The sequence below is a fragment of the Halostella sp. PRR32 genome (genome assembly GCF_034808085.1).
GTDB lineage: Archaea > Halobacteriota > Halobacteria > Halobacteriales > Natronoarchaeaceae > Halostella > Halostella pelagica.
In genome coordinates, this window is sequence record NZ_JAXHGL010000001.1 from 160,003 (window position 1) to 180,141 (window position 20,139).

The window sequence follows — 20,139 nt, forward strand, 5'->3', positions numbered from 1 at the left end:
GAGGCGGAGATACGACAGTCCCTCTGACGGCGTTTACTGGGTCAGTACTTTCGCGTCCTCGACGGCGAACAGGTCATCGTCTCGGCCCTCGCCGTCGCAGTCATCGTTCGGGCATCGATAGTGCCAGCCGTCCCGCGTGGCCGCGCCCTCCCGGAAGCGCTCGCCGCAAACCTGACAGAACAGGTCGGCGTCGGCGCAGGTGTCGCGGTGTAGGTCGAGGGCGAGTTCCGTTGTGAAGCTCTGATTACAGTTCCGACAGGTATGCATACCTGAAATCACTACGTCATCACTCAAAACTACACCTGTTCGTTTACGCTTCGTGAACGGCTAGCACGGGTCGTGTACGTCCCGATCTGAAAGGATCCGCGGTGGGGCCACCAGGACCTACTCGTCGTCGCCCAAGATACCGCGATGCGTCATTTTCTCGGGATCTAACACGTCGTCCGCTTCCGCCTCGCTGAGATAGCCTTTCTCGATCGCGACTTCGCGGACGGTCTTGCCCTCTTTCAGCGCCGTCTTGGCCGCGTCGCTGGCTTTGTCGTAGCCGATCTGGGGGTTCAGCGCGGTCGCGAGCGCCATGCTCTGTTCGACCTGGGTCTCGCAGTGTTGCTGGTTCGCTTCGAGTTCCCGGACGAACTTCTCCGCGAACGTCTCGCTCGCGTTCGCGAGCATCTCGGCGGACTGGAGGAAGTTGTAGGCGAGAACGGGCTTGTAGAGGTTCAGGTCGATCTGGCCCTCGGCAGCGCCGGCGGAGACGGCGGCGTCGTTGCCGACGACCTGCTTGTGGACCTGGTTGACCGCCTCGGCGACGACGGGGTTGATCTTGCCGGGCATGATCGAGGAACCGGGCTGGTTCTCCGGCTGTTCTATCTCGCCGAGGCCGTTTCGCGGGCCGGAGGCGAGCAGGCGGAGGTCGTTAGCGATCTTGTTGAGCGACCCGGCAACCGTCCGAAGCGCACCGTGGGCCTCGCTCATCGCGTCGTGGGCGGCCTGGGCTTCGAAGTGGTTGTCCGCCTCGCGGAACTGGACGCCGGTCTCTTTCGTGATGTACTCCGCGGCGACGCCGGGGAAGTCCTCGTGGGTGTTCAGCCCCGTGCCGACGGCGGTGCCGCCGAGTGCGAGTTCCGCCAGATGCTCGCGGGTCTTGTCCACTCGGGCGAGGCCCTTCGCGACCTGCGTTCGGTAGCCGCCGAACTCCTGGCCGAGGCGGACGGGCGTCGCGTCCTGCAAGTGGGTCCGACCGGTCTTGACGACGTCGTCGAACTCTTCTTCTTTCGCTTCGAGCGCCTCGCGGAGCGTATCGAGCGCCGGGATCAGGTCCTTTTCGACGGCTTCCAGCGCGGCGACGTGCATCGCCGTCGGGATCACGTCGTTGCTGGACTGGCCGAAGTTGACGTGGTCGTTAGGGTGGATATCGCGGGTCCCGACTTCACCGCCGTAGATCTCGGTCGCCCGGTTGGCGATGACCTCGTTGGCGTTCATGTTCGTCGAGGTGCCCGACCCGGTCTGGAACACGTCGACGGGGAACTGGTCGTCGTGCTTCCCGGCGATGACCTCGTCTGCGGCTTCGACGATGGCCTCGCCTTTGTCCGCCGGGATCAGGTCGAGGTCGAGGTTGGCCTGGGCGGCGGCTTTCTTCACGACCCCGAGCGCACGGACGAACCGCCGTCCGAACGTCAGGCCGCTGATCGGGAAGTTCTCGACCGCGCGCTGGGTCTGTGCGCCCCAGTAGGCGTCCGCGGGTACGCGCATTTCCCCGAGGCTGTCCTGCTCAGTGCGGTAATCATCGGACATACCTGAGTGAGGGACCGGTGAGCGGTAAAAGCCACCGAAACGGTACGGCCGACCAGCCGTTTTGGACGCCCCGTTCCGTGGGTCGCTCTCGTGGGGACCGCCTGTAATTCAGTTCGGTAGTTCGCCGGTTCGGGGTCGACGAGACCCGGTGAACAGCTACAACAGTCCCACTCAGGTCCAGCGGTCCAGACCCGCCTGCGTGACCGACTCCTCTATCCGCTCGAACCCGCGCTCGACCTCGGCGGCGGCGACGCCCCACTCTTCGGTGACGTACTCGCGAGCGGCCGTCAGGTCCGGGTCCAGAGCGGTGTCGAACTCGTACTCGTCGGTAACGGTCGGGTCCAGAAACAGCGTCCGCACCGCGTCGGCGTTTTCCACGTAGGCGTCCCTGGCCTCCAGTACGCCCCAGAGGTCGCCGTGTTCCTTGATAGCGGTGACGGCGGTTTTCGGGCCGATGCCCGTGACGCCGTCGTTGAAGTCAGTCCCGCAGAGGATCCCCACGTCGACGAGTTGCTCCCAGGTGAGGTCGTGGCGGTCGAGCGTCGCCTGAAAGTCCATTCGCTCGGGGTCGCCTTTGCTCGTTAGCTGCCGGAGCGTTACGGGGGCACCGAACAGCAACGCGTCGTAATCCTCGGTTCCCACCGCGTCTATCGCGCCCTGTCGAGCCATGTGGGCGGCCTGCGCCTCGCCCTCGGCGGGGGCCTCGACGACCGGTACGTCGAGACGGCGAAGCAACTCGCGCGTCGTCCGGTGGATGGTGTCGGTGAGACGCTGCGTCTGCGAGTCGAGGCGGGCCGTCTCGACCGCGTCACCCTGTTCTTTCGCCTCTTCCAGTTGCTCCTCCCGGTCCGACCTGGCCTCGCGGCGCTTCTCTATCTCGGCCTGCTTGAGTTCGGACGGCCCGCCGTCGAAGACGAACACCGGCGTTACGTCGTGCTCGAAGAACTTCGGCAGGCCCTGTACGACGCCGATGAGGTTCGCCACTTCGGTTCCCTCGGCGGTGGTGTACGCCTGGTCGTTCGTCCACCGCACCGTGGTCGTCAGATACCTGTACAGCCAGTTGTGCGCGTCGACGCCGACGACGTCCCCGGCCAGATCGTCGAACGGCACCTCCTCGATAGCGGCGAGGTCGCGTAGATCGGAGTTTCCCATTGGAGAGGTGTAGGGGACGGACCGCTTTGAAACGTGGCAATTCGGACCGGATCGCTCCCGGCGGCGATGGGTATATACGCTTGTGGCGAGAAGCCGTGAGTGAAGTTCACATGCCACAAGGAACGGTGGCCTTCTTCCACGACCGGAAGGGGTACGGGTTCATCGAGACGGACGAGGCGGACGACGATATTTTCTTTCACATGGAGGACGTCGGCGGCCCGGACCTGGAGGAGGGACAGGAGGTCGAGTTCGAAATCGAGCAGGCCGAAAAGGGGCCGCGAGCGATCAACCTGACGCGTCTCTGAGCGGACCGCGTAGACGGTCCGACGAGGTTGAACGGGGCAACTAACACGGGAGGGTGGCCGCGGTGAGCAGTGGGTACGGACGGCAGTGCGCCGAGAGTTCACGAACAGTTACGTTCGCATCGGCGCTCGATACAGTCGATCGCTCACAGCGTTTCCGGGGGTGCTTCAGCGTCCGCCAGAAACGCCCGCTCCGCGTCGCTCAGGTTCTCCCGGCCGCGGAACTCGGTCAAACCCGCACGGTAGCGCTCACCGCTCCGATCCCCCGGTCGTTCGAGCACCAACTCCGCGATGCCCGTCGTCTCGCCCGTGTAGCCGAATCCGGCTTTGTACAGCGCCTCGAAGGCGAACGGGTTGTTGACCGCGATTCGGACGCGCTCGTAGCCTCGCTCGCTCGCTCGCTCCGCGACGAATTCGGCCAGATGCGGGCCGAGTCCCTCGCCGCGGCGGTCGTTTCTCGCGGTGATGTAGCGGATCCAGAGCGCGCCGTCGTCCGTTCGGTCCTCGTTGAACGCCGCGGCGGCGACGATGTCGTCTCCCTCCCGGATCACCGCTTTCCCCGTGTTCGACATGACGAACTTCCCGGCGTAGCTGAACCGCTCGTGGTCGAGGCGGAGCGTCGGCCCGTCCAGCGGCCAGCCGAGGAGTTCGGGGTCCATAGGTCGACTTCGTTCGCCGGTCGTTTCACCTTGGCGCTACACCGTCGACGGTGCCGGTAGCCCGCGGAGCTGTTGGAAGAAAAACGTCGTCGCGAAGCCATAGATCGTCCGGTAGCGACCGCGTAACAATATCCAGTGATACCGACACTTTGTCCGAGATGGGACTTCGATTCACGACCGGTATCGAACGGCTGGACCGGGAACTCGACGGGGGGATCCAGGGGGGCAGTCTCGTCGCGCTGGCAGCGCCGCCGGCGAGTCAGTCCGAGCGGTTGCTGTACGAACTCGCGACGCAGCAGCGGACGCTGTACGTCACGACCGAGCGGACGACCGACGCCGTCGAAACGGCACTCCATGACGCTGCAGACCCGGGACGAGTCCGGGTTCACGAGGTAGGCGGGACCGACCCGCTCGACGACCTGCTGGAGATGGTCAGCGCGCTCGCCGAGGGGACGTTCGTCGTCGTCGACCCCGCGGCACCGCTGGAACGAAACGCCGACTACCGCGCGGGGCTGTCGGAACTCCGGTCGCGGCTCCGCGAGAAGGGAAGCGTCGCCGTCTTCCACTGCGTTGACGGCCGCACCGTTCCCGACAGACGCGACGTAACCGAGTACATGGCGGACGTCATCTTCGACCTCTCGGTCGACCTGCACCGGGACCGACTTCGAACCAGATTGACGGTTCCGAAGTGCCGGCGCGGCGACGCGCCCTGCGACGCGCTCAAACTGGACTTCAGTCCACGCATAACTGTCGATAACAGCCGCGATATCGCCTGAGTCGCCGATAAACGGGGTCCGGATTCGGACGCGTAGACACACTATAACAATGGGGAAAAGCGATGTCGACGCTCGTATGGGTGCCACGAATAACTCCCGAACAGATCTGACGTACGCAGCGGATCCCGCGGTGTCGATCTCAGTCGTCGTCGCGGGCGTACGCGTCGAGAAAACAGTCGTCACGGACGCGTTTCCGGTTCCGGCGGTGGCGCTATCCGTGGATTCGCTCCACGACGAACCCGTGACCGTTCGCATCGAGGACGAGGTCCCGGCGAGCGTACCGCTCGCGGACCTCGGCACCGACGGCTGGGAAACGGTCGACGACGAGCGGATCGCCTGGACCGGTCGCCTGGAAAGCGGCGCTGAGCGGGTGACGACGTACGGAATCGACGCCGACCCGAAGGCCGTCGAAGACCTGCAGACGCCGCCGACAGTCGAGACGGTCATGCCGGAATGAGCGGTCAGTCAGCCGGGGACTGGCCTCAGTCCAGCATGTCGCCCGTGATCGTGTTCGGCAGCAACTCACCGAGCGCGTACTCCGTCGCACCGTCGCCCTCGTCACAGACGACGGTCAGGTCGTCGCAGAACTCGGCGAGCGTCTGCCGGCACATCCCGCAGGGGGTAACGCCGTCCCGGCTGTCGGATGTGACAGCGAGGCGGTCGAACTCGCTGTGGCCGTCCCTGACCGCTGACCCGATAGCCACTTCCTCGGCGTGGAGGCTGTTGCTGTAGTTCGCGTTCTCGATGTTACAACCGGTGTACACCGTTCCGTCGCTCGTCCGGATCGCCGCGCCGACGCGGTACTCCGAGTACGGTGCGTACGCCTCCGCCATAGCCTCGCGTGCGGCTTCGACAAGTTCGTCCATGCACCGAGGTTCGAACCCGGGGGAAAAGTAAGCACCGGCGTCCGCGCTGCTTTCCTGCTGTCGTCAGGCGGGTTACCGCGCTCACTGACCGACGGCGTTCTCGACCGCTTCGACCGCTGTCTCCACGAGCGCGTCGACCTCGTCGCTCTCCGCGTAGACGCGAATGTACGGTTCCGTGCCGCTGGGTCGGACGAGCACCCAGGAGCTGTCAGGGAGTTCGACACGGACGCCGTAGTCCGTGTCGACATCTGCGTCGGGGTACTGCTCGGGTAGGCTGACAGAGAGATACTCCATGGCGTCGCTCTTTCGCTCGTCCGGGCACTCGACGCTGACTTTCCGGTACGGTCGTTCGGTGACCGGTTCACGGAGCGGTTCAGTGCCGCCCGCTTCGGCGACCAGCCCCGAGACGACTGCGGCGCTCGCCACGCCGTCTATCCATCCGCCGAAGTTCGTGTGGATGTGTTTCCACGGTTCGGCGGCGAAGACGATCTCCGTGTCGGCGTCGCCGGCCGCTCGTTCCCGGGCGATACCCTCGTGCAGCGACCCGAGGCGGACTCGTTCCACGCGCCCGCCCTCGGCCCGGACCCGCTCGTCGATGCGGGCCGAGGCGTTCGGCGTCGTCACGACGACGGGGTCGCCGGCGTCGCTCGCAGCGGTGTAGTGACTCGCCAGAACCGCCAGGATCGTGTCTTCGTGGATCACGTCGCCGTCCGGGCCGACGATCACGATACGGTCCGCGTCGCCGTCGTGGCCGATACCCAGGTCGGCGTCGCCCTGGACGAACTCGCGGAGGTCGGTGAGCGTTTCCGGCGTGGGCTTGCTCTCGCGGCCCGGGAAGTGGCCGTCGACGTTTGCGTTCAGCGCCACGACGTCGGCTCCGAGTCGCCGGAGAACCTGCGGTGTGGCGAGACTCGCCATCCCGTTGCCGCAGTCTACGGCGACCGACAGCCCCGAGAGCGGCCGCTCAGCCCCAGTTCCGGTTTCGCGGGCGTACGTCGCGACGGCGTCGCAGTAGGCCTCGGTCACGTCGAGTTCCTCGCCGTCTCCCCACTCGCCCCACGGCGCAGGAGAGATCCCGTCGTCGACGCGGCGTTCGACTGCCTTCTCCGCCTCGCGGTCGTACTCGACGCCGTCGTCGAACAGTTTGATCCCGTTGTCTTGCGGAGGGTTGTGGCTCGCGGTGATCATCGCTCCGCGTCGACCTCGGGACGCGAACGCGAGCGTCGGCGTCGGGACCTGGCCGACTCGCCTGACGTCCGCACCGGCGCTCTCAAGTCCCGCCTCCATCGCGGCAGCGAGCGCCGGACCCGTGACGCGGCCGTCGCGTCCGACCACGAACGTCTCGCCGTCCTGCCCGGCCGCCCGCCCGACTGCGAGTGCGAGTTCGGGCGTCACGTCGTCGCGGACGGGACCGCGGATACCTGCGGTTCCGAAGAGGGTCATACGGTGGCGTTTACCCTCCGAGCACTTATACTGCTGGTTGTAGCTGCCGGAGCGAATTCGCCGTCGTTATCCGGCGAATTCGCGCGGTGCGTTACGACCAGCAGTAGTACCGTTGGTTGTAGCTGCTGGAGCGAATTCGTCGACGTTATCCGGCGAATTCGGGCGGTGCGTTACAACTGAATCGGATTTCGGGAGAGTTTAACCGAAGGAGGTGTGAACAGGAGTAAACACAGACAACGGATCAAGTTGACGTAACACATGTATTCTATCGACACCGACTTTCCGGTCGATTCGATCCCATCCGGCACGAACCTGCTGATCACGGGTCCGCCGATGACGGGGAAGTACGACCTGCTCGTCGAACTCCTCGCCGACAGCTATCGATACGACGAGCGTGCCGTCTTCATCACGACCCAGAAGAGCCCGGACCAGATTCACGCCGATTTCGCCGCCGGGCTCGGAGTCGACTCTGTAACTGATCTCGGAATTGTCGACTGCGCGGGGCGGGAACGGTCGGGGAACCACGCCGACGACGAGCATATCCGCTCCGTCTCCTCGCCCGCGGACCTCACCGGCATCGGGATGGCGAGTTCGGAACTGATAGAAACGTTCGGCGACCGGGGCCACAGAGTTCGGACGGGACTGTCGTCGCTGTCGCAGTTGCTGATGTACGCCGACGTGAAGACGGTGTTTCGCTTCCTGCACATCCTCACTGGTCGGATAAGTTCGGCTGACGGGCTGGGACTGTGTACGTTAGACAGCGATGTCCACGACGACCAGACGGTCAACACGGTCAAACAGTTGTTCGACGGAGCGATCGAGACGAGAAACGAGGGGGACGATTCACGGGCGTTCCGCGTTCTCGGCCTCCCGGACGCCGACGACCGCTGGATCGACTTTTAAGTCGGAACCGTAACGCCGTTACAGTTCGACGCCGCTCGGAATGAGACTGTGCTGTCGGAGCAGGTTTCCTTCACTGTTGTACACGAGAAACGTCCGCTTGTCGTAGACGACGAGTTCCTCGCCGTCGACGTAGATGCGGACCTCGTAGCGGCCGTCCGAGTCTGACGCCTCCTCGCCGTACCGTCTGGCGGCCCGAATGAAGGCGAGTACGTTGTCTGCCTCCTCGTTGAGTTCGATGATGAAATCTCCCGTGACCCGGTTAGTGACGCTGACGACGCCCGTGGCGTCCGGGTCATCGAGCGCTGATTGAAGCCGGTACGCGACGTCAGTGCCCTCCGTTTCGAGGAAGTCGCCTTCCGGGCCTGTGAGGCGCTCTTTGAGCGTCGATGCAGGCCCCTCGAAGTCGATCTCGACGGTCGGTTTCGCGGGCTCGCCGTCCTCGTCCACCCAGTCTACGTTGCTCACGTCAAGCGTGAAATAGTCGCGCCTCATTCCCTATGATACGCTACGTTCTCACCGAGTATGAACGTAACGCCCGGGGCGGGAACGGCCCGAGTCGGGAGGAGAGCGTCAGTCTTCGATAGCTTTTAGACCTACCGCTTTCCCCACCAACCATGGACCTGGTTCGCTCCGAGTACGCCGAGGAGGCCGCCGTGCTTTTCGCCTGGCTATCGGCGCTACTCCCCTGGTCGCTGACGTACGGGACGCCCGCAGGCTCCCGGTATGTCGTCATCAGGTTCCCTTTCCTGATGTACGAAAACCTCGCCGGATTGGCGGAGGAACTGGACGGGACCCGACTCGTCACGCCCATCGACGCGCTCGAACGAAGCGTCTCGCTCGGCCTGACACAGACGTTTTCGAGCGCCGAACTGGAATCGCGCTACGGGACGACGGACGTTTCGCTCACTATCGAGACGGTCAGCGACGCGCTGGCCACGTCCAACGGGGGGCAGGTGCTGGCGTATCTCACCTGGACGTTCGGCGTCGTCGTCCTGTTCCTCGCCGTGGCACTCAGCGTTCTGATGTACGTCGAGGCGGACGTTCTCGACACCGCCCCGGTCGACGCCGTCAGACTGATGGGTCTGTTACTTGGCGTCGTCGCCGTCTCGTACGTCGCAGCGACAGTTCTGCTTTACCGGAACTTCCCCGGAACGTTGCTTAATCTCGACCAGTTGTTTCTCCCGCTCGGACCGATGATTTACGTCGTTTTCGCCGGCGTCTTGCTGACAGTCGACCGATAACCGAATCGGCCGCCTGATTTAAGTCCGGTCGACTGATATCCGGTAAGTGAAACGTACCGGTCCCGCTCGGGACCGGAGATACCAATGGTAGGAAACCCAGACAACCAGTCGGGCGATACGTCGCCGCGCGGGGAACCGACGCAGGCCGACCGAAACGACGCGCCCGACCAGTCGGACCCCGGCAGTCAAACGCGGGTCGAGGCCGTCAGACGACAGATCCGTCGGACGGTGGAAATGCTTCGGGGATCGACGATATCTCTGGAGAACTACGATCCGTCGCGCCACGAACGACTCGTCACGTTCGACGGTGTCGACGGCTGCGAAGAAGTCGATCGGTACTGGGTGAACGCCCCCTTTGCGTTCGTATCGATACAACGGGACCCGAAGGAGAACGACCACCAGTATCACGTGGTCGAACCTGAACTCGAAGACCAGGAGTACGCCCTGCTCGAAGCGCTGTTCGACGACATCCGTGACCCGCTCGTCTACCGGAAGGAGGTCGACGACGGTGACGTCGAATCCGTACTCAAAGAGGAACTCAGAGAACATCTGGAACGGTACGGTGCCGAGGTCGACATGCGGACGTTCTACAAGCTGTTTTACTATCTCTACCGGGCGTTCCGCGGCTTCAACAAGATAGACCCGATCATGCGTGACCCTCACATAGAGGACATCTCCTGTGACGGGTACGACCTGCCGATCTTCGTGTACCACGACGATTACACGGACATCGAGACGAACGTTTCGTTCAGCCAGGAAGCGCTGGACAACTTCGTCATCCGACTGGCCCAGCACTCCGGGCGACACATCTCTATCGGCGACCCGATGGTCGAGACGATACTCCCCGACGGGAGCCGCGCCGAACTCGCGCTGGGCGAGGAGGTGACGCCGCGGGGCTCCGCCTTCACGATCCGGAAATACGCTGACGAGCCGTTCACCCCCGTCGACCTGTTAGAGTACGGCACGTTCACCGTGGACCAGATGGCGTACCTGTGGCTCGCGATCGAGAACAACAAGAGCCTCATCTTCGCCGGCGGGACGGCGTCCGGAAAGACCACCTCGATGAACGCGGTTTCGATGTTCATCCCGCCGCGCTCGAAGGTACTCACCATCGAGGACACGCGCGAGTTAGCGCTGTATCACGACAACTGGCTCTCCAGCGTCACGCGGGACCGCATGACCGAAGGGAGCGACATCACGATGTACGACCTGCTCCGGTCGGCGCTCCGACATCGCCCCGAGTACATCGTCGTGGGCGAGGTCCGGGGCGAGGAGGCGATCACGCTGTTCCAGGCGATGAACACCGGCCACACGACGTACTCGACGATGCACGCCGACAGCGTCCGAACGGTGATAAACCGCCTCGAAAACGAGCCTATCAACGTCCCGCGGGCGATGGTCCAGAGCCTCGACATCCTCTGTGTCCAGACGCTCACCCGGTTCGAGGACGAACGCGTCCGCCGGAACAAAACTATCGCCGAGATCGAAGGGATCGACCAACGAACCGGCGAACTCGACTACTCGAACGCCTTCGTCTGGAACCCCGACGACGACTCCGTCTCGCGGGAGGACAGCGAAGTGCTCGACGATATCCGCGACGACAACGGGTGGAATCAGTCCGAACTGCTGCGGGAACTCCAGCGGAGACGCGACTTCCTCCGGTCACTGTGGGACAATGACGTGAACGACTACCGCCGGTTCACCGCCATGGTAAACGAGTATTACGCCGATCCGGAAGCGGCGATGGCGTCGATAGAGGACGGACCGGAACCGGCGACCACGGACTGATGGCAGAACACACGGTGAGTAACTGATGTCTCTCGCGAACTACGTCCCGCTCGTCGTCGCTGTTCTCGTCTTACTTCCGGTCGCCCTCGCGCCGGTTAGCAACCGGGCCGACCGGGTTGTCACGCGGTTCGCGATGTCCCTGTTCGGCGGCTACGTCAGCGATGTCGGACGACGGCGCGCCAAGCGCCGCCAACTGCTCCGCGCCGCACACCTGCCGACGACGTTTCGTATCTACGCGGCAAAGACGCTGCTGTACGCCGCTCTCATCGCTCTCGCGGGAAGCGTTCTCGCGACGTACGTCATCTGGGGGGGCCTCGAACTCCTCGCCATCGACCCGGAGACGATTCGCACAACCCTGCCGGACCAGCTATCGATACTCGCTACGTTCGGCGGCGTGACGGTGGTGTCGCTCGAAAAGTTGTTCGCTCTCCTGCTCGTTGCCGGGGGTACCCTGGGGACTGCGGGCGGGATCTTCACGTACTGGCTCCGCTGGTACTACCCGCGCCACATCGCGGACCAGCGCGCCGACCGGATCGACGTGAGCATGCCCCAGACCGTCGCGTTCATCTACGCCCTCTCCCGGAGCGGCATGGCGTTTCCAAAGGTGATGCGGACCCTCTCCGAAAACCGATCCGTGTACGGCGCTTCCGCCGACGAAGTGAGCGTCGCGGTCAGGAACATGGACATGTTCGGAATGGACATGATCTCCGCGATCAAGACGATGTCCCGCCGGACGCCCAGCGAGGGGTTCAAGGAGTTCAGCGAGAACCTGACGAGCGTCCTGCAGAGCGGACGTAACCTTTCGGAGTTCCTCCATCAGCAGTACGACCAGTATCAGGATGAAGCCGAGGCCCAACAGGAGCAGTTGCTCAACCTCCTTGCGACGATGGCGGAGGCGTACGTGACCGTCCTCGTCGCGGGGCCGCTCTTTCTCATTACGATTCTCGTCATTATCGGCATCACCGTCACCGACACGTTGCCGATGTTACAACTGATCGCGTACTTCGCGTTACCGATCATCAACATCGCTTTCATCCTCTATCTCAGTACGGTGATGGAATCGATGACGGGTACGAACATGTCGGACGACAACACGGAGGGGCCGTCGGAGCTAACGGGGATCCGTCGAACTGAGACGGTGAGACAAGACGGCGGAGGCCCCGAGAATCGTCACCCGAACGTCCAGCGCCTGTCGGCCCATCGGCGGTTTCAGTGGATCCGAACGAGGATCGGCCAACCGGTACAGACGATCCTCGACCGTCCCATCACCCTCCTGTGGGTCACCGTACCGATCGCTGTCGCCGTTACGCTCTGGCGACTGCCGGAGGCGACCACGGGCGGTCAACTGACGGCCGCCGGCGTGGACGACCTGTTTATTCAGGCGGGACTGTTCGTCGTGGGGACGTTCGCGATAGCCTACGAGATCCACGACCGCCGCATCGAAGCTATCGAGGCGTCGATACCCGACTTCCTCGACCGTCTCGCGAGCGTCAACGAGGCCGGGATGACCGTCGTCGAGAGCCTCGACCGCGTCCGCGGAAGCGAACTCGGCGCGCTCAATCAGGAACTCGACCGCGTCTGGGCCGACATTCAGTGGGGTTCGGACGTGGATACGGCGCTCCGGCGATTCGAGGCGCGGATGCGGACGCGAACCGTCTCGCGGATAGTCACGCTGGTGACGCAGGCGATGAACGCGAGCGGGGATCTGGCGACCGTCCTCCGCATCTCCGCCGCACAGGCGAAAGCAGACCGACGGCTCAAGCGTGAGCGGCGACAGGAGATGCTCACCTACGTCGTCGTGGTGTACGTCTCCTTCGGCGTGTTCCTGGTCATCGTGGCCGCGCTGAACAACGTGTTGATACCGAGTCTCCCCGAGGGGAGCGTCGTTCCAAACGCCACGAGCGAGGCGGCAGGTAGCATCGGTGCGATCGATACCGTCAGCAACCTCGGAACGATCAACGAGGAGGCGTACACGCTCGTGTTCTTCCACACGACGCTCATCCAGGGAGTCCTCTCCGGCCTGGTCGCCGGACAGATGAGCGGCGGTGACGTCCGCGCCGGCGCGAAACACGCGGCGATCCTGCTCGCACTGTCGTACGCCGGATTCATCATCATCCTCTGATAGGGAGACTCCGTCAGGTCTGATCGCTGGGGTTTACGGGTTGCGCGTCGAACGTCCGCCATGGACCGGCGTCCCGTCGACGTTCGAGACACTTACGACCGGATCGCGGGTCACTTCGCCGAGACGCGCGAATACCCCTGGCCAGAGGTCGAATCGTTCGTCGAGGACGCCCCTCGCAGCGAGGTCGCTCTGGACCTCGGATGCGGTAACGGACGCCACGCCGAACTCCTCGCCGCACATACCGATCGGGTCCTCGCCTGCGACATCAGTCGCGGACTCCTGGCTACGGCACGGAGCCGTCTTTCCGAGCGAAATATCGACGCCGACCTTCTTCAGGGAGACGCAGGCGCCGTACCGCTCGCCGACGACTCCGTCGGACTGGCGGTGTACGTCGCGACGCTCCATCACCTCCCTACCGGCGACGCTCGCCTGGCCAGTCTCGACGAACTCGCCCGCGTACTTTCCACGGGGGCTCCCGGACTCGTCAGCGCGTGGAGTACCGCTCACGACCGGTTCGACGCCGGCGAGGGGTTCGACACGACGGTCGACTGGACGCTTCCGGGCGGGGAGACGGTCCCGCGTTTTTACCACGTGTACTCGCCGGACGAGTTCGAGTCGGATCTGGCCGAAAGCGACCTCGGCGTTCGGAGCGCGTTCGTCTCCAGCGGGAACTGTTACGCCGTCGTCGAAGGAGCGTAACGCCGGGGGCGCTCACGGTCGTTCGCCTCGGTCGCACGACTGCTCTGAGTTTTTATCCGTCGACCGTCTACGATCTGGTACTTCATGACTGAACGACCCCCCGAGTACGAAGTAGCGGTCGTCGGGGGCGGTCCCGCGGGCCTCACGACGGCGCTGTACACGACCAGACTGGGCCACGACACCGTCCTGATCGACCGCGGCGGCGGCCGCGCCGCGATGATGAAAGACACTCACAACGTCATCGGTATCACCGAGGACGTGTCGGGCAACGACCTCCTCGGTCGCGCGAGGGATCAGGTCGAGGGGTACGGTGCGGATAGCCGTCAGGCGTTCGTCGAGGGCGTGACTGCCGTCGACGGGGACGACGCCCGGTTCAGACTCGAAGCGGGCGACGAGTCGTATCTCGCGGATCGCGTTGTCCTCGCCACGGGGTTTTCGGACGCTCGGCCGGATCCGCCGCTCCCCCGAACTGGGCGCGGCCTGCACTACTGTCTGCACTGCGACGCCTACATGTTCGTCGACGAATCCGTGTTCGTGATGGGCCGCGGCGAGAGCGCCGCACACGTCGCTATGATCATGCTGAACTTCACCGACCGGGTGGACCTGCTGCTCGACGGCGACGACCCGACCTGGGGCGACGAGACGGACGAACTGCTCCGCGCTCACCCCATCGATATCGTCGAGTCCGAGGTCACCGGCGCGTTTCAGGACGAGAACGACCCCGAATGGCTCGGTGGCTTCGAGTTCGCCGACGGTACCGTTCGCGAGTACCGTGGCGGGTTCCCGATGTACGGGTCGAACTACAACAACGAACTCGCCGCCGACCTCGACGCGGAGATCAACGACGACGGCACCGTCGCCGTGGACGACCACGGCCGCACCAGCGTCGACGGCCTGTACGCAGTCGGCGACCTCACGCCCGGCCACAACCAGATCCCCGTCGCCATGGGCCAGGGGGCGAAAGCAGGCATCGCGATCCACAAGAGCCTCCGGACGTTCCCCAAATCCCTCGACGAACTCGAAGACGGCACCGTCGACGAGACGGACGTTCCCGCTATCTCTCCCGGCCTCCGCGACGTCGCCCGTGCTCACGGTGACGACTAGAAAGGGTAACACCCTTATTGCAGGGCGATTTAGCGGTGGGTGAGCGCCGGTGGTCTAGTGGTAGGACCTGAGCCTTCCAAGCTCATGGCCCGGGTTCAAATCCCGGCCGGCGCACTTTCTGAACGGAACCAACAGGTAGCTGTCGGGCTACGAACGGCGTGGAGACGAAGGACGGAACGTGAGAATCCGGGCTATCGCAGTTCCTTTCTCATGCAAACCGCCGAAGCGGGACAGAGATCCGAGAACTCTGTCGTCGCCTGAATACTCGACGGCGCGGCCTCCCGGTCGATTACTTCGTACCCGCGCCGTCGGAAGAACTCGGATGCGGTCGTAGTCAGGAGATACAGCGTCTCTACTCCGTTTTGGCGCGCACGAGCCTCTAACGCGTCACAGAGCGCCGATCCGTACCCTCCGCCACGGTTCGCCTCGGTAATCACCACCGACCGGAGGAGCCCGTCTGAACCGTGTGTTTCGACGCCGCCGATGCCGATTCGCTCCGTATCAGCGTCGGCGACGAAGAAACACTCCGGCTTCGTTCGCACGTCCTGATACGGGAGGTCGTTCGCTCGCAACACGGCTTCGATGCGGTCTAAGTCCTCCGTATCCGCCTGCCGTACGGTTATCGAAGCGTCGGTCATACGGTCTCAGTGAAACCCCTTTCGCGAGGGCGGATTCTGGGGCCGTGCTGCGTTCGCCAGTGAACCATCGATGGGTGAACCGTTTTGGAGAGTCCTATCGTTCGGGTCATCGGTTTACGGCTGCGCGACGGTGATCCGGACTTTCCCACCGAGGTCGACGGTGAACCCCTGGCACTCGTAGAAGCAACGAACCAGGGCAACGGCGCGTCGCGCCCCGGTTATCAGGGTGACGGTGGTCAGGACGGTAACGGCCCCTGCCAGCGGGTTACTTATGACCCAAAGCAATAGCGGAAACGCAGCCACTACGGCGTAGGCCGCGAGGATACTCTGTAACGTGGGTTCGTCCGGAGCCAGGTGATATCGTGGATCGGGTGGCGGTGAGTTCATTGGTCTTCTGATAGCGGATGGTGGCTGTTGTGGTTGTGCCGGTCGACACGTACGGTAGCAGTCGCTCTCTTGAGGACTTCGGGTGTGAGTCCAGTACTCATGCTGTGATCAGGACCTCGTTTTCGGCTTCTCGCCTTCGATCGTTGCTGCGATGACGTAGTCGCTCAGATCGCGGTCGTCGCTCCAGTCGCGGATGAACTCTTCGCTGTCCCCCTTCGGCTCGATAGCGACGTCGGTAAAGCCGGCGTCGGACAGCATCGATTCGAGCGCGGGGATTGACGACGCGCCGCCGATGCAGGCGGCCACCGACGACGGATCCGCGCGGAGGTCGGTCGGGAGTTCGGTGGTCAACACGACATCAGAGATGGCGAGACGGCCGCCCGGCCGAAGGGCGCGAAACGCTTCGCGGAACACCTGTGACTTGTCCGCCGAGAGATTGATGACGCAGTTCGAGAGGATTACGTCGACTGACTCGTCGGCGACCGGAAGGTGTTCGATCTCGCCGAGTCGAAACTCAACGTTCGCCACGTCGTTCGTCTCGCGATTGTCGCGGGCCTTCTCGACCATCTCCGGCGTCATATCGACGCCGATGACGCGACCGGTCGGACCCACTTCCCGTGCCGCGAGGAAACAATCGAATCCAGCGCCGGACCCGAGGTCGAGAACGGTATCGCCCTCGTCAAGGCTGGCGATCGCGGTCGGGTTGCCACAGCCGAGGCCCAGATCCGCACCCGCGCCGACGGCGTCGCGGTCGTCGTCCGAATAGCCGAGTTTGCGCGACTGGGCCGTACCCGTATCGTCGCAACACGACGACGACTCCGTCGCGATGCGCGCGTATCGCTCTCGTACGGCGGTACGCTGTTCCGCGTCGTCGAGACGCGAACCGTCCGTCGGAGTCGGAGTGTCGTCAGTCATCGTCGAGTGACCTCGTGTCGTCGAGGACGCGTAGGATCCGCTCCGCGCGCGGCGTCGCGGTGTAGTAGCGCCATCGGCCTTCTTTTCGCCGTTCGACCAATCCATCGCTGAAAAGCCGTGACAGCGCCTGGCTGACCGCGCCTTGGCTCACTCCGAGCGACGGCTCTAGCTCGCAAACGCAGACGTCGTCGTCGGCCTCGGCGATGAACCGAAGCGCCTCGTATCGGGTGTCGGTTCCGAGGGTCGCGAGGATCTGAACGTCGGCGGCTACCTCTTCGTCCGTCAGGGAGTGGCCGACCGAACAACAGTCAGCCTCCTGTATCCCGTGCGAACCCGCTGTCTCGTTCCCTGTCTGTTGGCCCTTCATCTTAGTACATGCTAATATTAGGGAGAGCTAATATAATGGTTTCGGTGAGAACGACAGTACACGGAGACCAGGTGGATGTTTGAAACGGTGACCGCGCTCAGAGCGTTCGGGTACCAGTCAGATGTCGAGAACCGTCCAGTGGGGCCGAATACGCGCAACGACACTCACTTCCAGTTCGATCTCGATGACGTCTCCCCTGCGGAGAAGGCACAACTCGTCTCGGCGCTGGAAGAAGAGACTGCGGTGATACCGCAGGCGCAAGACTGTCCGAAAGCGGTATCGGCCACGATATAAGTCTGTTTAGGTAGTAGGAAGCACGTAGCAATGTCACGGCCAGACGTAGACGACATAGTCGACGTGGCGACGGCGGAGAAACAGGAGGTGCAACGGGACCTGAAACAGGTTTTCCTGTCTGGAGTGGCGCTCACTATCCCGTTTTTCATCACGATACTGATCCTGATCTGGGCCCTGAACGTCGTTTCGAACGCGCTCACGCCGCTTTCCGACCTTCTGGTCGTTCTGGGACCCGGCGACGGAATGAATCCGCTTATCGTGGAGAGCATGGCCGCAATGCTGGTGTTCGGGCTCATCTTCGTCGTCGGCCTCGCCGCACAGCACGGGCCGGACACCAATCTCGGGAAGCGGGTCGATACGCTCATGGCCGATCTCCCGGGAATCGGGTCGATCTACACGGGCGTCGAACGCATGAGCGACGTCATCGTCGAGGGCGACACCGAGAGCTTTCAGGCGGTCAAGATAGTCGAGTTCCCACGCGAAGGCAGCTTTTCGCTCGCCTTTTTGACCGCTGACACGCCGCCGGAGATCGAGGAAGCCACCGGGGAAGACGAGATGCTGACCGTCTTCGTTCCGATGGCTCCGAATCCGGTGATGGGCGGACACCTCCTGAATCTCCCGCGGGAACGTGTACACGATGTCGACCTTTCCGTCGAGGAGGGGATGCAGGCCATCATGACCACCGGTCTGTCACTCGACGAAAGCGTCCAGACGGAGACGACCTGACCGGCTTCCCGGCTATCAGAGCGAGACCCTCGTACCGGACTCGGCCGACTCGTACGCGCTCTCTATGATCCGGAGATCGGTCACTCCCTCGTTGCCGTCGGATTCGCACTCGCCGCCGTCGAGGATACAGTCGGCGAAGTAGTCGAACTCCTCGCACACTTCGTCGACGGCGGGACCGGTGTAACTCGTCTCGGACTCCCCGCTCGCGATGACGACTCCCTCCGAAACGTGTCCGCCGAACGGCGAATGTATCACTATTTGGCCGTCCGTGCCGAGGATCTGCAGACGGCTGTCGTGGTGAGCGTTGAAACTCGCCGTACACGATGCCGTCGTTCCGGACGGGAACGCGAGCAGAAACGAGACGTGTTCCTCGACCCGGTCGAACGGTGGGCCGGACGAGACGGTTTCTGCCCACACGGACACGGGGTCGGCGTTCAGGAGGAACCGACACGTGTTCAATGGATACACGCCCAGGTCGATCAGTGCGCCGCCGCCAGCGACGCCGGGATCGAGTCGCCACGAGTCAGCCCCGACGTTCGCGAGTAACTTCGACGAGAACCCGGCGTGGATCTGAACGGGGTCGCCGATGACCCCGTCACTGATCGCCTCTCGCATACGGCGGATCGCCGGTTCGGTTCGGAGGCGGTAGGCCGTCATCAGCACGACGCCGGCGTCGGCGCACGCGTCGACCATCTCACGTGCACCTTCTAACTCCGAAGCCAGCGGTTTCTCACACAGTACGTGCTTGCCGAATCTCGCCGCAGACACTGCGTATTCGCGGTGGTACGCCGGCGGGGTTGCGATGTACACCGCATCGTACATGTCGGTCTCCTCGCCGTCGTGAAACGCCTCGTATGAGATCGCTCGGTCGACACCGTACTCGCCGGCGAGAGCGGCCGCCTTGTCGGGCGACCCGCTGACGAGGACGGTTGCCTCGCAGAACTGCCCGTTCCGGATCGCGGGAAGCGCTCGGTTGCGCGCGAACCCCCCGAGTCCGACCACCGCGATACGGACGGTACCGTCGTCGAACGTCTGCCAATCGCGTCGAGTGAAATTCTCGAAGTACGGTCCTAGGTCCACCGCTCTACGTTGGACGTTCAGCGGCTAATGTGTTGGGCCTTGTCACACCGACCTGATACTACCGGGCTATGAACTACGGCCTGACCGAGAGGTGGATATCGGTGGATCGTCTCTGTCGTCGGCGCGGTACGGCGTCACGTTGTTCGTCGGTTTATCCCATATTCTGCCCGTACCGGGAATCAGAGGGGCTGTCAGCCGTCCCGTAAGAGGCGTCGTCGGATGCGAGATCTCGGGCGTACTCGGAGATCCATTCCCACGAGTAGTGGTCGTCGGCGTACACTGGGTCAGCGTCGTCGTCGACGATATCGTCGAGATACGTACCGACCGACCGCAGGAACTCCCCCGGGCCGCCGGTCACGTCGTCGGTTTGGACGATGCCTACGGTTTCGTACTCCGTGTTCAGGACGGCGTCGCCGTTCTCTCGGCTCAGAATGCGGTTTTTCTCCATGACCTCGATGCGGTCGCCGCGCCAGTAGTGAGCGTGATGGTAGGCGTCGATACCGAGAAGGCGTTTACCCTGGAATTCGGTGGGGTAATCGGGTGCCTGTTCTCTTACGGGAATAGGGTCCTCATCGAACATTTGAATACTGTCGGTTATACTCTGTCCGTAGAGTATATCCTCTGTTCATTGGAAGGGGTTGCTCACGGATAAACACCACGCTCGAACAGCCGTGAGAAACCAGCCCGTATTCGGAGGTTGATCGGGCGACTGCGTGACCGTTAGACCAGGCGTGCGTCATGGTCTTACGAGAAGTACTGGGAACGTGACGAAGAGCCGATCCGGTCCACTCCCACCGTGGATACCGTCGGACGCATCTGTTTCAGACTGGGGACGCTCCGCTATCGTGTTCGAGTTAGCCGCCAGTGTACAGTTCCGCTCGAG

The 20,139-nt window shown here is 63.5% G+C and carries 24 protein-coding genes and 1 tRNA gene; 12 read left to right on the top strand and 13 right to left on the bottom strand.

The features are described from left to right. Nucleotides 1-33: 33 nt before the first annotated feature. The 3 genes from SM753_RS00945 to fen all read right to left on the bottom strand — a co-directional run bounded on the left by SM753_RS00945 (nucleotide 34) and on the right by fen (nucleotide 2,946). On the bottom strand, nucleotides 34-267 hold the full coding sequence (locus SM753_RS00945; protein WP_135534206.1) for an HVO_2901 family zinc finger protein: 234 nt from the start codon (nucleotides 265-267) through the stop codon (nucleotides 34-36). Nucleotides 268-384: 117 nt separating this feature from the next. After that, nucleotides 385-1,794: an aspartate ammonia-lyase gene (locus SM753_RS00950; protein WP_135534207.1), complete on the bottom strand. Its 1,410-nt coding sequence runs from the start codon at nucleotides 1,792-1,794 to the stop codon at nucleotides 385-387. 171 nt (nucleotides 1,795-1,965) lie between these two features. Then, nucleotides 1,966-2,946: a flap endonuclease-1 gene (fen, locus tag SM753_RS00955; protein WP_323190199.1), complete on the bottom strand. Its 981-nt coding sequence runs from the start codon at nucleotides 2,944-2,946 to the stop codon at nucleotides 1,966-1,968. Between the two features lie 110 nt (nucleotides 2,947-3,056). On the opposite strand from fen, the gene SM753_RS00960 reads away from it, so the two are divergent. Further along, on the top strand, nucleotides 3,057-3,251 hold the full coding sequence (locus tag SM753_RS00960; RefSeq protein WP_135534209.1) for a cold-shock protein: 195 nt from the start codon (nucleotides 3,057-3,059) through the stop codon (nucleotides 3,249-3,251). Nucleotides 3,252-3,394: 143 nt separating this feature from the next. Here the strand turns inward: SM753_RS00960 and SM753_RS00965 are convergent, their stop codons facing one another. After that, nucleotides 3,395-3,907: a GNAT family N-acetyltransferase gene (locus SM753_RS00965; protein WP_323190200.1), complete on the bottom strand. Its 513-nt coding sequence runs from the start codon at nucleotides 3,905-3,907 to the stop codon at nucleotides 3,395-3,397. Nucleotides 3,908-4,065: 158 nt separating this feature from the next. Here SM753_RS00965 and SM753_RS00970 point away from each other — a divergent pair, with 158 nt between their 5' ends. Both SM753_RS00970 and SM753_RS00975 read left to right on the top strand, forming a co-directional pair. Beyond that, the gene (locus SM753_RS00970) at nucleotides 4,066-4,683 is read left to right on the top strand and encodes a transcriptional regulator (protein WP_323190201.1); all 618 of its coding nucleotides are present in this window, start codon (nucleotides 4,066-4,068) and stop codon (nucleotides 4,681-4,683) included. A 76-nt stretch (nucleotides 4,684-4,759) separates the two neighbouring features. After that, a complete protein-coding gene (locus tag SM753_RS00975; RefSeq protein ID WP_135534212.1) occupies nucleotides 4,760-5,140 on the top strand; it encodes a hypothetical protein in 381 nt (126 codons plus the stop codon). A gap of 25 nt (nucleotides 5,141-5,165) precedes the next feature. Here the strand turns inward: SM753_RS00975 and cdd are convergent, their stop codons facing one another. Next, complete coding sequence (gene cdd / locus SM753_RS00980; RefSeq protein WP_135534213.1) at nucleotides 5,166-5,549, bottom strand: cytidine deaminase; 384 nt, start codon at nucleotides 5,547-5,549, stop codon at nucleotides 5,166-5,168. An 81-nt stretch (nucleotides 5,550-5,630) separates the two neighbouring features. Continuing rightward, complete coding sequence (locus SM753_RS00985; protein ID WP_323190202.1) at nucleotides 5,631-6,992, bottom strand: phosphopentomutase/phosphoglucosamine mutase; 1,362 nt, start codon at nucleotides 6,990-6,992, stop codon at nucleotides 5,631-5,633. Nucleotides 6,993-7,250: 258 nt separating this feature from the next. Here SM753_RS00985 and SM753_RS00990 point away from each other — a divergent pair, with 258 nt between their 5' ends. Beyond that, on the top strand, nucleotides 7,251-7,895 hold the full coding sequence (locus SM753_RS00990; RefSeq protein WP_323190203.1) for a recombinase RecA: 645 nt from the start codon (nucleotides 7,251-7,253) through the stop codon (nucleotides 7,893-7,895). Nucleotides 7,896-7,913: 18 nt separating this feature from the next. Here SM753_RS00990 and SM753_RS00995 read toward each other — a convergent pair whose 3' ends face one another. Further along, complete coding sequence (locus SM753_RS00995) at nucleotides 7,914-8,387, bottom strand: DUF5793 family protein (RefSeq protein ID WP_135534215.1); 474 nt, start codon at nucleotides 8,385-8,387, stop codon at nucleotides 7,914-7,916. Between the two features lie 122 nt (nucleotides 8,388-8,509). Between SM753_RS00995 and SM753_RS01000 the strand changes: the two genes are divergently transcribed. From SM753_RS01000 to SM753_RS01025, 6 genes are all read left to right on the top strand, one after another. Continuing rightward, complete coding sequence (locus SM753_RS01000) at nucleotides 8,510-9,136, top strand: hypothetical protein (RefSeq protein WP_138797505.1); 627 nt, start codon at nucleotides 8,510-8,512, stop codon at nucleotides 9,134-9,136. 84 nt (nucleotides 9,137-9,220) lie between these two features. Next, the gene (locus tag SM753_RS01005; RefSeq protein WP_323190204.1) at nucleotides 9,221-10,924 is read left to right on the top strand and encodes a type II/IV secretion system ATPase subunit; all 1,704 of its coding nucleotides are present in this window, start codon (nucleotides 9,221-9,223) and stop codon (nucleotides 10,922-10,924) included. A 25-nt stretch (nucleotides 10,925-10,949) separates the two neighbouring features. After that, nucleotides 10,950-13,046 carry a type II secretion system F family protein gene (locus SM753_RS01010; protein ID WP_323190205.1) on the top strand — a complete coding sequence of 699 codons (2,097 nt, stop codon included), beginning with the start codon at nucleotides 10,950-10,952 and terminating at the stop codon, nucleotides 13,044-13,046. Between the two features lie 60 nt (nucleotides 13,047-13,106). Continuing rightward, entirely contained in the window at nucleotides 13,107-13,745 is a 639-nt protein-coding gene (locus SM753_RS01015) for a class I SAM-dependent methyltransferase (protein ID WP_323190206.1), read from the top strand. An 84-nt stretch (nucleotides 13,746-13,829) separates the two neighbouring features. Then, on the top strand, nucleotides 13,830-14,849 hold the full coding sequence (locus tag SM753_RS01020) for an NAD(P)/FAD-dependent oxidoreductase (protein WP_323190207.1): 1,020 nt from the start codon (nucleotides 13,830-13,832) through the stop codon (nucleotides 14,847-14,849). 43 nt (nucleotides 14,850-14,892) lie between these two features. Beyond that, a tRNA-Gly gene (locus SM753_RS01025) sits at nucleotides 14,893-14,963 on the top strand. A gap of 77 nt (nucleotides 14,964-15,040) precedes the next feature. Here the strand turns inward: SM753_RS01025 and arsN2 are convergent. The 4 genes from arsN2 to SM753_RS01045 all read right to left on the bottom strand — a co-directional run bounded on the left by arsN2 (nucleotide 15,041) and on the right by SM753_RS01045 (nucleotide 17,156). After that, on the bottom strand, nucleotides 15,041-15,487 hold the full coding sequence (gene arsN2 / locus SM753_RS01030) for an arsenic resistance N-acetyltransferase ArsN2 (protein ID WP_323190208.1): 447 nt from the start codon (nucleotides 15,485-15,487) through the stop codon (nucleotides 15,041-15,043). 114 nt (nucleotides 15,488-15,601) lie between these two features. Next, nucleotides 15,602-15,874: a hypothetical protein gene (locus SM753_RS01035; protein ID WP_323190209.1), complete on the bottom strand. Its 273-nt coding sequence runs from the start codon at nucleotides 15,872-15,874 to the stop codon at nucleotides 15,602-15,604. A 108-nt stretch (nucleotides 15,875-15,982) separates the two neighbouring features. Beyond that, nucleotides 15,983-16,789, bottom strand: coding sequence for an arsenite methyltransferase (locus SM753_RS01040; protein ID WP_323190210.1), 807 nt, complete (start codon nucleotides 16,787-16,789; stop codon nucleotides 15,983-15,985). Next, on the bottom strand, nucleotides 16,782-17,156 hold the full coding sequence (locus tag SM753_RS01045) for a winged helix-turn-helix domain-containing protein (protein WP_323190211.1): 375 nt from the start codon (nucleotides 17,154-17,156) through the stop codon (nucleotides 16,782-16,784). Before SM753_RS01045 ends, SM753_RS01040 begins: the two co-directional genes overlap by 8 nt. Before the next feature lie 75 nt (nucleotides 17,157-17,231). On the opposite strand from SM753_RS01045, the gene SM753_RS01050 reads away from it, so the two are divergent. Together SM753_RS01050 and SM753_RS01055 are read left to right on the top strand one after the other, a co-directional pair. Further along, nucleotides 17,232-17,450, top strand: coding sequence for a hypothetical protein (locus SM753_RS01050; protein WP_323190212.1), 219 nt, complete (start codon nucleotides 17,232-17,234; stop codon nucleotides 17,448-17,450). Between the two features lie 30 nt (nucleotides 17,451-17,480). After that, on the top strand, nucleotides 17,481-18,176 hold the full coding sequence (locus SM753_RS01055; protein WP_323190213.1) for a DUF502 domain-containing protein: 696 nt from the start codon (nucleotides 17,481-17,483) through the stop codon (nucleotides 18,174-18,176). 15 nt (nucleotides 18,177-18,191) lie between these two features. On the opposite strand, the gene gfo6 is transcribed toward SM753_RS01055, so the two are convergent. After that, on the bottom strand, nucleotides 18,192-19,256 hold the full coding sequence (gfo6, locus tag SM753_RS01060) for a D-xylose 1-dehydrogenase Gfo6 (RefSeq protein ID WP_323190214.1): 1,065 nt from the start codon (nucleotides 19,254-19,256) through the stop codon (nucleotides 18,192-18,194). Nucleotides 19,257-19,407: 151 nt separating this feature from the next. Continuing rightward, nucleotides 19,408-19,836 (bottom strand): hypothetical protein, encoded by a 429-nt coding sequence (locus tag SM753_RS01065; protein WP_323190215.1) that lies wholly within the window; start codon nucleotides 19,834-19,836, stop codon nucleotides 19,408-19,410. Nucleotides 19,837-20,139 lie beyond the last annotated feature (303 nt).

Excerpts from the sequence above, each read along its gene's own strand:
- arsN2 (WP_323190208.1), bottom strand. The coding sequence starts at position 15,487 with ATGACCGACGCTTCGATAACCGTACGGCAGGCGGATACGGAGGACTTA.
- SM753_RS01005 (WP_323190204.1), top strand. The coding sequence starts at position 9,221 with ATGGTAGGAAACCCAGACAACCAGTCGGGCGATACGTCGCCGCGCGGG.
- SM753_RS00970 (WP_323190201.1), top strand. The coding sequence starts at position 4,066 with ATGGGACTTCGATTCACGACCGGTATCGAACGGCTGGACCGGGAACTC.
- SM753_RS00990 (WP_323190203.1), top strand. The coding sequence starts at position 7,251 with ATGTATTCTATCGACACCGACTTTCCGGTCGATTCGATCCCATCCGGC.
- fen (WP_323190199.1), bottom strand. The coding sequence starts at position 2,946 with ATGGGAAACTCCGATCTACGCGACCTCGCCGCTATCGAGGAGGTGCCG.
- SM753_RS01020 (WP_323190207.1), top strand. The coding sequence starts at position 13,830 with ATGACTGAACGACCCCCCGAGTACGAAGTAGCGGTCGTCGGGGGCGGT.
- SM753_RS00975 (WP_135534212.1), top strand. The coding sequence starts at position 4,760 with ATGGGTGCCACGAATAACTCCCGAACAGATCTGACGTACGCAGCGGAT.
- SM753_RS00945 (WP_135534206.1), bottom strand. The coding sequence starts at position 267 with ATGCATACCTGTCGGAACTGTAATCAGAGCTTCACAACGGAACTCGCC.
- SM753_RS00995 (WP_135534215.1), bottom strand. The coding sequence starts at position 8,387 with ATGAGGCGCGACTATTTCACGCTTGACGTGAGCAACGTAGACTGGGTG.
- SM753_RS00965 (WP_323190200.1), bottom strand. The coding sequence starts at position 3,907 with ATGGACCCCGAACTCCTCGGCTGGCCGCTGGACGGGCCGACGCTCCGC.
- SM753_RS01055 (WP_323190213.1), top strand. The coding sequence starts at position 17,481 with ATGTCACGGCCAGACGTAGACGACATAGTCGACGTGGCGACGGCGGAG.
- SM753_RS01050 (WP_323190212.1), top strand. The coding sequence starts at position 17,232 with ATGTTTGAAACGGTGACCGCGCTCAGAGCGTTCGGGTACCAGTCAGAT.
- SM753_RS01010 (WP_323190205.1), top strand. The coding sequence starts at position 10,950 with ATGTCTCTCGCGAACTACGTCCCGCTCGTCGTCGCTGTTCTCGTCTTA.
- SM753_RS01065 (WP_323190215.1), bottom strand. The coding sequence starts at position 19,836 with ATGTTCGATGAGGACCCTATTCCCGTAAGAGAACAGGCACCCGATTAC.
- cdd (WP_135534213.1), bottom strand. The coding sequence starts at position 5,549 with ATGGACGAACTTGTCGAAGCCGCACGCGAGGCTATGGCGGAGGCGTAC.
- SM753_RS01000 (WP_138797505.1), top strand. The coding sequence starts at position 8,510 with ATGGACCTGGTTCGCTCCGAGTACGCCGAGGAGGCCGCCGTGCTTTTC.
- SM753_RS01035 (WP_323190209.1), bottom strand. The coding sequence starts at position 15,874 with ATGAACTCACCGCCACCCGATCCACGATATCACCTGGCTCCGGACGAA.
- SM753_RS00960 (WP_135534209.1), top strand. The coding sequence starts at position 3,057 with ATGCCACAAGGAACGGTGGCCTTCTTCCACGACCGGAAGGGGTACGGG.
- SM753_RS01015 (WP_323190206.1), top strand. The coding sequence starts at position 13,107 with ATGGACCGGCGTCCCGTCGACGTTCGAGACACTTACGACCGGATCGCG.
- SM753_RS01040 (WP_323190210.1), bottom strand. The coding sequence starts at position 16,789 with ATGACTGACGACACTCCGACTCCGACGGACGGTTCGCGTCTCGACGAC.
- SM753_RS01045 (WP_323190211.1), bottom strand. The coding sequence starts at position 17,156 with ATGAAGGGCCAACAGACAGGGAACGAGACAGCGGGTTCGCACGGGATA.
- SM753_RS00950 (WP_135534207.1), bottom strand. The coding sequence starts at position 1,794 with ATGTCCGATGATTACCGCACTGAGCAGGACAGCCTCGGGGAAATGCGC.
- SM753_RS00985 (WP_323190202.1), bottom strand. The coding sequence starts at position 6,992 with ATGACCCTCTTCGGAACCGCAGGTATCCGCGGTCCCGTCCGCGACGAC.